We start from the raw sequence: 13,821 nt of genomic DNA on the forward strand, positions 1-13,821 counted from the left end.
CCGTGAAGGAGGTAATTCCCACCATGATCTTGTCATTGCGTCGTACATTCACTGCGGCGATCGCGGCCGCCGCTTTGCTGACAGCCGCGCTCTCTCCGGCTTCGGCCGCCGCTCCCGACTCCTACCGGATCGTCGCGCTAGGCGATTCCGTCACTGTCGGTTACGAGCCGCGGGAAGATCTAATCAACGGGACGACGGCTCCCTACGGCTATGCGGACCGTATTCTCGAGCAAGCGCTGTTCCGGACCGGCTCGACGCTGGCCAACTACGCCGTTATGGGCTTGACAACCCCCGGGCTGACGAATCTGCTCCAAGGCGCGGCGGAAGGGCGGCCGCTGCAGGCGTCCGAACTGCAGGACTTCTCTTCCTTCGATCCTAGAGTCGCCGGGCTGGCCGGCGAAGTCGCCAAGAGGACGCCAGAGCTGGCAGCCGATCTCGCTCAAGCCGATCTCGTCGTGCTGACGATCGGAGGCAACGACTTCAGCCCGCTGATCCAGACAGCGGTGGATGGCCAGTCTACAGCATCTGCACGACAAATTATACAGGACGGCTTCGAGATTAGAATGAATGATTATACAAAAGATTTGGATAAAATGATGACTCTGCTGCACGAGCTGGCCCCTCGCGCCCAAGTCGTCCTCGCCGACCAATACTTGCCGCTGTTCAAGGGGCACGAGCTGTATCCCTTGCTGCTGGACAAAGTTAAAGTGCTTTCTCAAGCTTTGGACTTATTCGCCGAAACGATGAACGAACGGGGGATTCCGCTGAAGATCGCCCCGGTTTCCGGCCAATTCGCGGGCAACGAAAGCGCCTATACGTACTTCAACGTATGGGATCAATTCGATATTCACCCCAAGCAGGCCGGTTACGAAGCGATCGCCCGGGCTTTCTCGGAGAAGATCTGGAGCGACGGCTACCGCACGCCGGCTCCGAGAGCCGAAGGCGTTCAGCTGTCGGTCGTCATTAACGGCGAGGAGCCGCCCAGCCCGCCCGTTCTCCTCCGCGGAACGACCTTCCTGGCGCTGAGGGATGTCGCGAACGCGGTCGGCGCCGACCTGAAGTGGAATCAGGCGGACAGAACGGCCGCGTTCACGAAGAACGGCAGGGAGGTCGTCGTCACCATCGGCTCCGATACGGTGCTCGTCGACGGCGTCGCTCGTCCTCTCCGCGAGCCGGCCTATTTTCAGCAAGAGGGCAAGCTCGTCAAAACCTACGTCCCTCTCGCCGTCGTCAGCGAAAGCCTGGACTACCAGGTCGTGTTCCGCAAACCGATCATGACCGTTTTCATTAATTCCTGATGGAGCTTCCGAACTTCCGGCCTTCGGCGTTAGCATTCCCATAAATAAGAAAAAGGTTGAACGAGCGCTTGCGCGCCTTCGTTCAACCTTTTTTCTTTCGGTTATTTGACCGTGACTCGAATCGTCACCGTCTTGCCGCCGAAGGCCCCTTTGATCGTGGCCGTTCCTTTGCCCATGACGGTGATTCTGCCGTCGGTCACGGTCGCGATGGAAGCTTTGTTGGTCGTCCATACCGCCTTGCTCGTTACGTTCTCGGATTTGCCGTTCTCGTACAGCGCGGTCAGCTGGACGCTGTGCTGCTTCCCTGCGGTCGTCTTGAAGGAAGTATCGGAAGCCGTCAGCTTCGTCAGCTTGGCCGTAACGACATAAGGAATTTCAAGAGCTTTGCCCTGTACGGTCGCGGTCAGTTGGCCGCTTCCTTCGGCCAGGCCCTTAACGGATGCGCCCTTGATCGTCACATGGTCGTCGCTCGACGCTTTCCAGGAAATTCTCGAGCCCAGCGACACCTTCTTGCCGCTCTTCGTCGTTCCGGTCACCTTGATCGACTGCGAGCGATTCAGCGTAACGCTGACCTTGGTCGGCGCAATCGCGAAGGAGGTGAACTCCTCTTCCACCGTTACTTTCACTTTAACCGTCTTGTTCAGATAAGTTCCGGTCAGCGTCGCGTTGGCGGGCAGCAGCCCCTTCATCGAAGTCGGCTTGACGAGCAGATTGGCCGTCGACGACTTCCAGGAGATTTTGTCCGTGATATCTTCCTCTTCGCCGTTCTCGTAGATCAGTTGAACCTTCGGAAGCGCGGATTCTCTGCCGATGACGACGCTCATCGTATTCTGCTCGGGAATCAGAGCCAATATTTTGTGATGAACCGTAACGGTAACCGAAGCTTCGATGTATTTTCCTTCGACGCTCTCAATTCGCGCGGTCAGTACGGCCGTGCCGGCGTCCTCGGCCTTCCATTTGCCGTCCTCGATCGATACGACGGCCGGGTTGCTGGAAGTCCACTGGGCAAGCGGAGCAACGTCTCTCGTATCGCCCGCGATCGTCGTCCCCGTCAGACCCGGAAGCGAGCCCGTATCCTCCACGTACGCGTCCAGCTCCGTCTTGGCGGCCTCGACCGACTCGATCGTCGGGAATACCGTGACAGAGACCGATCGCGACAAGCCCAGATAGGACACGTTAACGGTCGCAGAGCCCGCGCCGTTAGGCTGCACGTATATTTTGCCGCCTTCTCTGCGGAGGATGGCGACCGCCTGATCGCTGTCGGAGATCTTCCACTCGGCGAGATGCGTAACGTCCTCCGGACCGTTCACGAGCCTGCCGCTGTTGGCTGTCGCCGTAAGCTCCACCTTGGAGCCGTACAGCGTGACATGGATCGCGGTCTCCGGAGAAATCTTCAGCGCTTCGTACTGGGTCTTCACGATGACCGTCACGCTTCCGGTAGCGCCGTTATGCTTGGCCGTGATGACCGCGGTCCCTTTGCCCACGGCGGTCAGCTTGCCGTCCTCGTCCACCTTGACGACGGCGGCGTTGCTGCTCGTCCACGTCGCGTCGTCCGTAATCGTCTGCTCCGTTCCGGAGTTCAGCGTGGCGACGGCAGTCAGAGCCTGCTCGGGACCTCCGATGAACATCTCGACAGGACCTTGCAGCGTCTCGTTGTTGTCGGTCTTGAACTTGATCTCCTTATAAGGAGACTTGACCTTCAGATCGATCGAGTCCGTCTTGCCCCTGCTCTTGACCGTGATCTTGACGTCGCCGGCGTTCAGCAGCTTCACCTTGCCTTTATCCACCGTAGCGACATTGGCGTCGGAAGTCGACCATTGCCCCGAAGAGGTCACGTCCTCGACCGTTCCGCTGCCCCGGTTTCCGGATGCCGTTAACTGAAGATCCTGCCCGATATCGACCTCCAGCTTCTCCGGAGCGTCGGCCGAATTCAGCTTTATCTTGAAGTCGTCGAAATAATGCTCCGAGGTGACCAGGAACGTATCCGTTCTTTCCTTATATCTCACCGTGATCGTCGCCGACGACACGACTCCTGTCGCGGTGACGACGCCCTTGGAAACCTTGATCTGAGAGGAGGTGGAGGACCAGGTCGCGTCTTCCGTAACGTTCTTCTCTCCCGACAGGGACATGCTGGCGTACGCGGTCAGAATAATCGAGTTGTCATCCACGTAGAGCTGGCCCGGCTCCTGGGCGGTGGTCGTAATATAGACGGAGTTGACGACGTCGTCCGCCGCGGCGGCCGTACCTCCGAATGAACCGCCGATCAGAGCGAGGGTAAGCAGCATAGCGAGAATACGATTATAAATGACCTGGGGACGTGACGGCTTGGCTTGCTGTTTCGCTGTTTGGCTCCACATTTTCATTTGTAAGCGAATCCTCCATAAGCTTCATTCGTAATTGAACATTCTCCTTTTATAACGGCTTTCCGAACGCATTCCTGAAGATGGAAACGAAATTTTTAACGAAAAAAAGCCGTCTTTAGGCCCTGAAGCCTAGAAGACGGCTGGCTCGAACGGCTCTGGAGCGGCTTCCGGATTACATCCCGTAATCCTTGCGCAGCGTATCCAGATTGCGTAGGCACAGCTCGGCCCATCTCCTCATCCGGTCGATGCGCTCCTGCTCCCTGTCCAGAGCCGTGCGCAGAGATTCGCGGTAGTCGGGAATCGCTCCCGCATAGCGATCGACGGTCGGCCAGGGCACCCACACCTTCTCGGTGTAGGCCAGCGCCCTGCGCTCGTGAAAAATCGCGGCGTCGGGATCGTAGGAGCTGTGCAGATCGCCTTGGGTCGGATGTTGAAGCACGGCCAGCACCTTGACGAGCGCCCTCCGGTCGTCCCGGTCGATCGCTTCTCCGATGTAGACCCCCGTTTTATAGCTGATTTTCACGATTTCGCTTCCGGCTTCCGCCTCGTTCATTGTCGCCATCCTCCTATTCGACAGGTTTCTTCTTATTGTACCACTTGTTCCTCGTCCCGCTTCAGCGTAATATGGTAGTAGGAAAAGTGGAGGATTATTGCTGATGCGTAAAAAGAGAGTTCTGCTGCTTTCCGAAGGTTTCGGTACCGGACATACGCAGGCCGCGTATGCGCTTGCCATGGGGTTGCGCCAACTCTCGCCCAATATTCAGACGAGGGTGATCGAACTGGGCACCTTCCTCAACCCCGTCATCGGCCCGCTCATCGTGTCCGCCTACCGTAAAACCGTAAGCAAACAGCCGAAGCTGGTCGGAAAAATGTACCGAAGCGGTTACCATAAATCGTTGAACCGGGTCACGCAATTTGCGCTGCACCGTATTTTCTACAATCAAGTCTCGGACGTCGTCCGGCAGCTTAAGCCGGATTCCATCGTCTGCACGCATCCGATTCCCAACGCCGTCGTCAGCCGGCTCAAGCGATTGGGACTGGACGTCCCTTTGTATACGCTGATTACCGATTACGACGCGCACGCCACCTGGACCAATCCGGAGGTCAATACGTATCTGGTCAGCACGCCCGCCGTTCGCAACAAGCTGATCGCCCGCGGCATCCCCGCCAAGTCCATCGAGGTGACGGGCATCCCCGTCCATCCGAATTTCTGGCATCCGCACGACAGAGCCGAGATTCTGTCCCAGTTCCAACTAAAAGACATGCCGACAGTGCTCATTATGGGGGGCGGATGGGGGCTTCTGTACGGAGAAGAGCTCGTGGAGTACATGACGACCTACGCAGACCGGATTCAGATCATTCTATGTCTCGGCAATAACGAAAAAGCCCGGGAGAAGCTGCTGTCCGACCCGAGGTTTCAGAATCCGAACGTGCACGTGCTCGGCTTCACGAAGGAAATCAGCAAGCTGATGGACATCTCCGATCTGCTGGTGACGAAGCCGGGCGGCATGACCTGCACGGAAGGAATGTCCAAAGGCATTCCGATGCTGTTCTACGAGCCGATTCCCGGCCAGGAGGAGGAGAACGCGGAGTACTTCGTCACCCACGGCTTCGGCGAACTGATGACCAGCCACGAGACGATCGACCGCTGGTTCCGGCTCATCCAGGAGCCGTATGCGGCGGACCAGCACCGCGACGCCCTGCTTGCGCTTCGCAACGCCGAGTACAACCCCGCCAAATGTTCGGAAGCCGTGCTTGCTTTAATGAAATGACGAAGACGGAGCTCCCGCAGCATCGCTAAGGGGCTGTCCCCCCTAATAATCGTGCCTTAGGCGAGAAACCGGGCGCACAATAAAAAACGTTCGGTCAGGATAAGCCATCCTGACCGAACGTTTTTCATGTTACTAGGAGAGCCTAACGAAGCCTCTCCCCTTTCTTATCCGTTGAGACAGCCCTTTGGCGACCTGATTTACAGAGCGCTGCCGCCGAAGAGGAAGCGGTGCTCCCAGTGCTTGCCGGCGATGCTGTCCGTCCGGACGCCGCCGGACTCCTTCGAGTACGTGTGCAGAACTTTACCGTCTCCCAGATAGATCGCCACATGGCTGATCCGGGTAGAGAACGGACTTTTCCCCGAATAGCGCGACGAGCTTGTCCCTTTGTAGTCCATAAAGAACATCAAATCGCCGCGCTTGAGATGGCGCCAGTTCGTCGTCACCGAGCTCTTGTCCCGCACGTAATCCCCTTGTCCGCGCGAGTCGGCCGGAAGAACGATGCCCAGCGCATCCTTGAACATCTGGCGCACGAGGTCCGAGCAGTCGAACGTGCTCGTGTTGCTCCGGCTGGAGCCGAATTCGTAAGGCGTGCCCAAATATTTCATCCCGGCCGCGATTACCGATTCGATCTGCTGGCCGGCGCCGTTCGAAGGCGGAACCGGCTGCGAAGGTCCGCCGACCGGTCCCGTCACCTGAATATATTTCGCGTTCGTGCTCACATAGCCGGTCTGCCCTCTCGAATCCGTCACCTCGTACCAATAGGCGTTATGCTGTCCCTTTACCGTCACCTGCTCTCCTTTCGATAAATACCGGATACGGGAAGCTCCGGTCGAAGGTCCGGTACGGAGGGAGACGCTCGATACAATGCTCGCGTTCGCGGCGGAGGGCGCCTGAACGGGCGCGTTCATTTTCAAATATTTGCTGTCCGTGGATATGTATCCGATCGTGCCGAATACGTCTTGCACCCTGTACCACGCGCTGTTGTGCCGGTTAAGCACGACCACTTCCTCGCCTTTGCCAATCATGCGGATGACAGACGAAGAGGTGCTCGGCGTCGGCCGGAAGTTAACCCCGTACTGGATCGTGCCCGTCGTGACTGTCGCCGCGCCTGCCTCGGAATAGGGATAAGCTCCCCACACCGTCATCGCCGCCAAGAGACTCATCAACGTTCGCTTGAATTTCACATGCAGTCCTCCTCGAGAATCGGCGTTAGGGGCGAATTGGCCCCTACTCGCTTCATTATAGAGGTGCGCCCAAAGCCTTCCATCGGCCCATACGCCCAGCAAATGGGACCTCGAATGGGCAGACCGATTCAGACCGCCATGGGCCTGAGGACCGCAAATGCGCTTGGGCCATGGAAACCGTTCGGCCCGATTTCATAAAATTACCAATATATTTAGGCCTCCAACCTGTCACAAAACGAAACAAAGCCGCCCGAGGGCGGCTTCTCCGCTTAAAAATGCGGCTTAAGGAGGAATAAAAAGGAAGGACCGATCCGATAGTCCCGGAGAAAACCGGGAAATTATCCCGGCAATTCGCGAGAAACCCCCGGTCAATCCGGGCTCTCCTCCGGCTCTACGTGCACGTGGACGTTCAGGATGTCGTGCTTGCGCCGTAACCGCTGCTCGACCGTATCGCTGATCCGATGACTGTCGACGACCGACAGCGTCGGGTCGACCGTCACGATGACGTCGACGAGAACGGTGCTGCCGTGAATGCGGGCCCGGATATCCTTAATGCCGCGAACGCCTTCCGTCCGCTCGACGACGCCTCTTAGCGTTCTTAGCTGCTTGGCATCGAAGCCGTCGGTCAAGTCGTGCGTCGCCGACCAGAAAATCGCCCAGGCCGTCCGCATAATCAACAGCGCCACGGCGATTGCGGCGACGGCGTCCAGCCAGGCGATCCCGAGCGCCGCCCCGAATATGCCTGCAGCGGCTCCGACGCTGACGAGCGCGTCCGAGAGATTGTCCTTGGCCGCCGCCATCAGCGCCTGGCTGCGAATGCGCTTCGCCAGCCGGGCGTTATACCCGTACACCCCCAGCATCACCGCCGCCGCAGCCAGCGCCACCCAGCCCGCGTTCCAATCGGGCACCTCGAATTGACCGCGCCACAGCTTGAGGACCGCTGCCTGACCGACCTGCAGACCGACCGTCGCCATAATGAACGAGGCGATCAGAGCCGCGATCGTCTCCGCCCTCAGATGGCCGTACGGGTGGTTGGCGTCCGGAGGCCGCCGGGAGATGCGAAGGCCGATCAGCACGGCGATGGATGCGACGATGTCGGTCACGTTGTTGAATCCGTCGGCCGTCAGCGCCTCGGAGCGGAACAGCCAGCCCGCCGCCAGCTTCAAGGCCGACAGCACGAGATAGGCCGCAATGCTGACCCACGCCCCTGTCTCGCCTTTGCGAATGTCGCCGTATACGTCCACCTCCGCCCCTCCTGCATCGGACAATCTTTTCCTTTCATCGCAACAGTGTTCCCCTTGTCTCGCGGGTTGAAACCTCCCCGCGTCTAGAGAACAACCGCGAGAGAATCGGCCGTTTTACAAAGTTCTTTCCTGATAGGGCGTGCCTTTTCCGGTTTCGCAATACTGCTTCAAGCTGAGCAAAAACATGGCCCAATTGTAGTTGCAATAACGATAACATTCCGTTGCTTCCTTCCACTTCGCATGGCTGAAGTCGATGACGGTCCCTCCGCCGGACTCTCTTAATTCGAACGTGATCGTCGTCCCGATCCACTCCGGTTCAGCGTTGGCGTCCACGCACTCCCACTCGATCCTTCGGCCTGGGACCAGATTGACGACTTTCATCCTGGCGCAATCGTTAGCGCCAAAATGAAATTCTTGGATGGCGCCGACGGCCGCCTCCACCTTAAGCTCCTTCGTCCACACTTCCGAGAGTCCTTCTCCGGTCGTCAAGGCTTCATAAACTTGATGCGCAGACGCTTTGATCTTCTGCAAGTGCTCGATGCTCGCCATTGGCGTACCTCCCTTATTAAACGATATCGAATGTAACAGGAACAGGATAAGCGATTACGACGTACAGCGTTTCTCTTGGATTGCGTTATTTCCATGCTGGGCGTAGAAAAAACGCCTGCCGGCTAACCGGCAAGCGTCTTCGGATTATTTTCTGTCTTCCTCCGGAATCAGCTTGGCGCGAAGCTCCTGGACTTCCGGATGCTCCAAGTATTCATCGAAAGTCATCAGGCGGTCGATGACGCCGTTCGGCGTAATCTCGATGATCCGGTTGGCGATCGTCTGCACGAACTGATGGTCGTGAGAGGTGAAAATGATCGGCCCGTCGAAGTCGATCAGCCCGTTGTTGAGCGCCGTGATGGATTCGAGGTCCAAGTGGTTCGTCGGCTCGTCGAGCAGCAGCACGTTGCCGTTCGTCAGCATCATCCGGGACAGCATGCAGCGAACCTTCTCGCCCCCGGACAGCACCGATGCCTTCTTAAGCGCTTCGTCGCCCGAGAACAGCATCCGGCCGAGGAAGCCGCGAATAAACGATTCGTCGGGGTCCTTCGTGTACTGGCGCAGCCAATCGACCAGGTTCAGGTCCACGCCGTCGAAATACTCCGAGTTCTCCTTCGGAAAATAAGCCTTCGCCGCCGTAACGCCCCAGGTCACCGTGCCTTCGTCCGGCTCCTTCTCTCCGACGAGAATTTGGAACAGCAGCGTCTTCGCGTGGCCGTAAGGGCCGACGAGCGCGATTTTGTCGCCTTTGTTGACGACGATGTTGACGTTGTTCAGCACCTTCTCGCCTTCGAGGGAAGCGGTCAGGTTCTCGACCGTCACGACCTGCTTGCCGACCTCGCGCTCCGGCTTGAAGTTGATGAACGGATACTTCCGGTTCGACGGACGGATGTCCTCGAGCGAGATCTTGTCCAGCAGCTTGCGGCGGCTCGTCGCCTGCTTCGCCTTGGACTTGTTCGCCGAGAAGCGCTGGATAAATTCCTGCAGCTCCTTGATCTTGTCTTCCTTCTTCTTGTTCTGGTCGCGAACGAGCTTCAGCGCCAATTGGCTGGATTCGTACCAGAAGTCGTAGTTGCCGACGTACAGCTGGATTTTGCCGAAGTCGATGTCCGCGATGTGCGTACATACCTGGTTCAGAAAATGCCGGTCGTGGGATACGACGATAACGGTGCCCTCGTATCGGGAAAGGAAATCTTCCAGCCAATTGATCGACTCCAGATCCAAGTGGTTGGTAGGTTCGTCAAGCAGCAGAATGTTCGGGCTCCCGAACAGCGCCTGCGCCAGCAGGACGCGCACCTTCTCGTTGCCGCTCAGCTCCGCCATCTTCTTGTCGTGCAGATCGGTCGTGATGCCGAGACCGTTCAGCATGCCGGCCGCTTCGCTCTCCGCCTCCCAGCCGTTCATCTCCGCGAACTCGGCCTCGAGCTCCCCCGCCCGCATTCCGTCCTCGTCGGAGAAGTCTTCCTTCATATAAATAGCGTCTTTCTCTTTCATGACCTTATACAGGCGCTCATGGCCCATGATCACCGTTTCCAGCACGTTGAACTCGTCGTACTCGAAGTGGTTTTGCTTGAGAACGGCCAGACGCTCGCCCGGGGTGATATGCACCTCGCCCGAGGAAGGCTCGACTTCTCCGGACAGAATCTTGAGGAACGTGGACTTGCCCGCTCCGTTCGCTCCGATCAGGCCGTAGCAGTTGCCCGGGGTGAATTTGATATTGACGTCTTCGAACAGGGGGCGCTTGCCGAAACGCAGGCTAACGCCGGATACGGTAATCATGAGTCTGATCCATCCTTTTCTTGTTCTGGATTTATGCTTTCGAATCGCAGCGTCTCGCCGTGATGCAGCAGCAGCAGCCGCTCCCGCGGAATCTCGCGCCTGGCCCGCTCTTCCTCCAAACGCCGCAGCGCCTCCTCCGGCGTGTCGTCCGAGAGCTTGAACGCGCCGTAATGCATCGGCACGAAGTACTTCGCCTTCAGATCCAGGAACGCCTGCAGCGCTTCTTCCGGGCTCACGTGCTGCGAAGACATGAACCATTCGGGATCGTAAGCTCCGATCGGCAGCAGCGCGATATCGATGTCGAACTTCCGTCCGATCTCGCTGAAGCCGCGGAAATACCCGCTGTCCCCGGCGAAATAGATCGTCGGGCCGTGATCGATCTCCAGCACCCATCCTCCCCAATGGGACGTATTCATATCCCAGGGATTGCGGCGGGTCCAATGCTGGGCGGGAACGAACGTGAACTTCACTCCGTGGAAGGCTGTATCCTCCCACCAATGCAGCTCCTGGGCTTGCAAAAAACCTTTCATCAGAAGTTTCCTGCGCAGGCCGGCCGGCACGATCATTTTTTTCGGCCCTCTCAGCCTTCTGAGCGAGGAAACGTGCAGATGATCGTAGTGAGCGTGAGAGATCAGCACGACGTCTACGGAAGGCATGTCCGGCAATTCGATGCCGGGCGGAGCCAGCCTCTTCTGGAACGCCATTCTGCGTGCCCATACGGGATCGGTCACAATATTCAATCCCGCCATCTGAATCAGGAAGGTCGAGTGGCCGATCCAGGTCACCGACGGCTCGCGCCGATTATGCTGTAGAAACCTCAGGTCCGGCTCCACGCTGGGGACGCACCTCTCGTATCCCTTCTTGTCGCGCAGTTTACGAATCCGATTCTCACGCCAACGGTCGAATTGATCCAGCGATGCTTTGCCCGCACCGACGGAATCCAAGTTGCCGAAGCGTCTTCTAAGCATGTAATCCCTCCGATGATATGCTCATGTATACTATAGCAGGAATCGCCGCAATGTACCAAGGGCGGAGGGAAAAAATGAAATCGGTTCGACCTATTTCACAATATTCTCAGGCTCGCCGGCCAAATAACGGTCGACGTTGCGCACGATGCCGCGCATGAGAGCCGACCTCGCTTCGCGCGTGGCCCAGCCGATATGCGGCGTAATGATGCAATTGGGCGCGCCAAGCAGCGGATGATCGGCCGGCGGCGGCTCCTGGGACAGGACGTCGAGCGCCGCTCCCGCTATCGTTCCGGCGCGCAGAGCTTCGGCCAGCTCTTCCTCGGCAACGAGGCCGCCCCTTCCCGTATTAATGAGGAACGCCGAGCTTTTCATCGCGCTCAGGCTCTTCCGATTGATCATGCCCCTGGTCGCTTCGGTTAACGGGCAGTGCAGGCTGAGGATGTCCGCGCGGGCGAACGCCTCCTCCAATCCGACCTGCTCGACGCCCGCCAGCTCGGGCGGCAGCTCCTTTCTCGTCCGTGAAGCCGCCAACACGCTCATACCGAACGCCGAAGCCAGCTTCGCCACCCGCCGGCCGATATCTCCCAATCCGACGACGCCCATCGTCCGCCCTTCCAATTCGACAAGCGGCGTCCGCCAGAAGCTGAAGTCGGCCGATCTCGACCACTCGCCTCCATGGACGGCCTCGCTGTGCAGGCCCGTCCGATGGCACAGCTCCAGCAGCAGCGCGAACACGAGCTGCGCGACGGAAGCCGAGCTGTAAGCAGGAACGTTCGTTACGACAATCCCCCGGCTGCTCGCGGCACGAACGTCAACGTTGTCGTATCCGGTGGCGATGACGCCGATATACTTCAGCTTCGGCAGCCGTTCGATCTCGCTCTCTCCCAGCGGCGTCTTGTTCGTCAGCACGATCTCGGCGCCTTCGGCTCTTTCCGCGATCCGTTCGGGCGGCGTTCGGTCATAAACGACGACCTCTCCCCGACATTGCAGCTCCGACCAGCTTAAATCCCCCGGATTAAGCAAATACCCGTCCAATACGACGATCTTCATGCTTATACCCCCTTCATCGTGCGGCAGGGCGCTACTCGCGGCGTTCCGCCCGCCTCGGACTAGCGCCCTCGCTTCGTTGCGCCTATTATATCATGATTGAAGAACAGCGAGTTTTTAACGGCTGCAATGGGCAGCCGCGCGAAGGACAACTGCGCGAAGAGCAGCTGCACGAAGAACGGCTACATGAAGAACGGCTGCATGAAGAAGAGGTTAACCCGCGGCAAACAATGGATCGGCAAGTATCGGCAAGCCCATCTTTACGGTATTTCGTCGCTTCGGCCAGCTTGGCTGTGCATGGGACGACCGGACAGCTGTAGCGATCCGGGGCCGCCGCCGCTTTTGGCATTTTGCGCGCGTTTGAGGTATTGTGGAGATAGACTTAAGGAAAGCGAGGGGTATTCCATGAAACTGTTGTCCATCGAGCCGACCCCGAGTCCGAATACGATGAAGCTTAACGTGGATGTTCGGCTCGATCCCGGCGTTCAATTGAATTATAACCGCGATTCCAAAACGGCCCCGCCGCCTCTGATCGCCAAGCTGCTGGACATTCCAGGGGTGAAGAGCGTGTTTCAGACGGCGGATTTTCTGGCGGTCGACCGCAAGGGGGCGAATGCGGATTGGGCGGCGATTCTGGACGGCGTGAAGGCCGCTTTCGGCGTCGCGGCCGACGGTTCGCTGTCGGGAGCAGCCGACGCGGCCGGCTTCGGCGAAGCCCATGTCCGCGTACAGCTGTACCGCGGCATCCCGATTCAGCTCCGGGTGCGCAGCGGAGGCCAGGAGTTCCGGGCCGCGATGCCGGAGCGGTTTGCTGCCGCGGTGACGGAGGCGGCCGGCGCGACGATGATCCGCGAGCGCATGCTCGAGGATCTGGGCGTTCGTTACGGCGAGCCGCAGGAAGTGCTGGAGGAGGTGAGCCGGGAGCTGGACGCGGCGTACCCCGATGCGCGGCTGCGCGACTTGATCGAGCAAGCCCGGGCGGCCGGACCGGAAGCGCCCCCGCCGAAGCCGCCCGCACCGCTCAACGGCGAGGAAGTGATGAAGGCGCTCGAGTCGCAGGACTGGCGCGAGCGCTACGCGGCGCTGGAGCGGCTGAAGCCGACGCCCGAAGATCTGCCGGTCGTCGCTCGCGCCCTTCGGGACAGCCAGATGTCGGTGCGGCGGCTGGCGGTCGTCTATCTCGGCGACCTGCGCACGCCGGAGGCGTTCCCGCTTCTGTTCGAAGCGCTAAAGGACTCCTCAGGCTCCGTTCGCCGGACGGCGGGCGACACGCTGTCCGATATCGGCGACCCGGTGGCGATCGCGCCGATGATCGAAGCGCTGGAGGACTCTAACAAGCTCGTTCGCTGGCGGGCGGCAAGATTTCTGTACGAGGCCGGCGACGAGACGGCGCTGGAGGCGCTTCGGCGAGCGACGGCCGCCGAGTCGGAATTCGAGGTGCGCCTGCAAGCCGAGATGGCGGTGGCTCGCATCGAACGGGGCGAAGAAGCCGCCGGCTCCGTCTGGCAGCAGATGACGCGAATGCGCGAGCAAGAGCGCAGCGGCGAGTAACTTGCCGGGAGAGAAAGCACCGGCCGGCGAACCCGGCTGTGCCCGGCGGCGTTCGCGCTCGTTTACGGT

At 59.2% G+C, this 13,821-nt stretch carries 11 protein-coding genes; 3 read left to right on the forward strand and 8 right to left on the reverse strand.

The window, feature by feature from the left end:
* Positions 1-23 precede the first annotated feature (23 nt).
* Positions 24-1,298: a stalk domain-containing protein gene (locus ACFO3S_RS04440; RefSeq protein ID WP_378092704.1), complete on the forward strand. Its 1,275-nt coding sequence runs from the start codon at positions 24-26 to the stop codon at positions 1,296-1,298.
* 101 nt (positions 1,299-1,399) lie between these two features.
* On the opposite strand, the gene ACFO3S_RS04445 is transcribed toward ACFO3S_RS04440, so the two are convergent.
* The gene (locus tag ACFO3S_RS04445; RefSeq protein WP_378092706.1) at positions 1,400-3,661 is read right to left on the reverse strand and encodes a hypothetical protein; all 2,262 of its coding nucleotides are present in this window, start codon (positions 3,659-3,661) and stop codon (positions 1,400-1,402) included.
* Positions 3,662-3,833: 172 nt separating this feature from the next.
* A complete protein-coding gene (gene kapB / locus ACFO3S_RS04450; RefSeq protein WP_378092708.1) occupies positions 3,834-4,214 on the reverse strand; it encodes a kinase-associated lipoprotein KapB in 381 nt (126 codons plus the stop codon).
* A gap of 103 nt (positions 4,215-4,317) precedes the next feature.
* On the opposite strand from kapB, the gene ACFO3S_RS04455 reads away from it, so the two are divergent.
* Positions 4,318-5,433: an MGDG synthase family glycosyltransferase gene (locus tag ACFO3S_RS04455; protein ID WP_378092710.1), complete on the forward strand. Its 1,116-nt coding sequence runs from the start codon at positions 4,318-4,320 to the stop codon at positions 5,431-5,433.
* A 197-nt stretch (positions 5,434-5,630) separates the two neighbouring features.
* Here ACFO3S_RS04455 and ACFO3S_RS04460 read toward each other — a convergent pair whose 3' ends face one another.
* The 6 genes from ACFO3S_RS04460 to ACFO3S_RS04485 all read right to left on the reverse strand — a co-directional run bounded on the left by ACFO3S_RS04460 (position 5,631) and on the right by ACFO3S_RS04485 (position 12,204).
* Positions 5,631-6,617, reverse strand: coding sequence for a C40 family peptidase (locus ACFO3S_RS04460; protein WP_378092712.1), 987 nt, complete (start codon positions 6,615-6,617; stop codon positions 5,631-5,633).
* 368 nt (positions 6,618-6,985) lie between these two features.
* Positions 6,986-7,861 carry a cation diffusion facilitator family transporter gene (locus ACFO3S_RS04465; protein ID WP_378092715.1) on the reverse strand — a complete coding sequence of 292 codons (876 nt, stop codon included), beginning with the start codon at positions 7,859-7,861 and terminating at the stop codon, positions 6,986-6,988.
* A 114-nt stretch (positions 7,862-7,975) separates the two neighbouring features.
* Complete coding sequence (locus tag ACFO3S_RS04470; RefSeq protein ID WP_378092717.1) at positions 7,976-8,410, reverse strand: SRPBCC family protein; 435 nt, start codon at positions 8,408-8,410, stop codon at positions 7,976-7,978.
* Positions 8,411-8,554: 144 nt separating this feature from the next.
* Positions 8,555-10,186: an ABC-F family ATP-binding cassette domain-containing protein gene (locus tag ACFO3S_RS04475; RefSeq protein WP_378092719.1), complete on the reverse strand. Its 1,632-nt coding sequence runs from the start codon at positions 10,184-10,186 to the stop codon at positions 8,555-8,557.
* Positions 10,183-11,154 (reverse strand): MBL fold metallo-hydrolase, encoded by a 972-nt coding sequence (locus ACFO3S_RS04480; protein WP_378092721.1) that lies wholly within the window; start codon positions 11,152-11,154, stop codon positions 10,183-10,185. Before ACFO3S_RS04480 ends, ACFO3S_RS04475 begins: the two co-directional genes overlap by 4 nt.
* Before the next feature lie 90 nt (positions 11,155-11,244).
* The gene (locus tag ACFO3S_RS04485) at positions 11,245-12,204 is read right to left on the reverse strand and encodes a D-2-hydroxyacid dehydrogenase (RefSeq protein WP_378092723.1); all 960 of its coding nucleotides are present in this window, start codon (positions 12,202-12,204) and stop codon (positions 11,245-11,247) included.
* Positions 12,205-12,606: 402 nt separating this feature from the next.
* Here ACFO3S_RS04485 and ACFO3S_RS04490 point away from each other — a divergent pair, with 402 nt between their 5' ends.
* On the forward strand, positions 12,607-13,752 hold the full coding sequence (locus ACFO3S_RS04490; RefSeq protein ID WP_378092725.1) for a virulence factor: 1,146 nt from the start codon (positions 12,607-12,609) through the stop codon (positions 13,750-13,752).
* Positions 13,753-13,821 lie beyond the last annotated feature (69 nt).

Origin of the sequence: Cohnella hongkongensis (genome assembly GCF_042654645.1) — a bacterium.
GTDB classification, from domain to species: Bacteria; Bacillota; Bacilli; order Paenibacillales; family Paenibacillaceae; genus Cohnella; species Cohnella hongkongensis.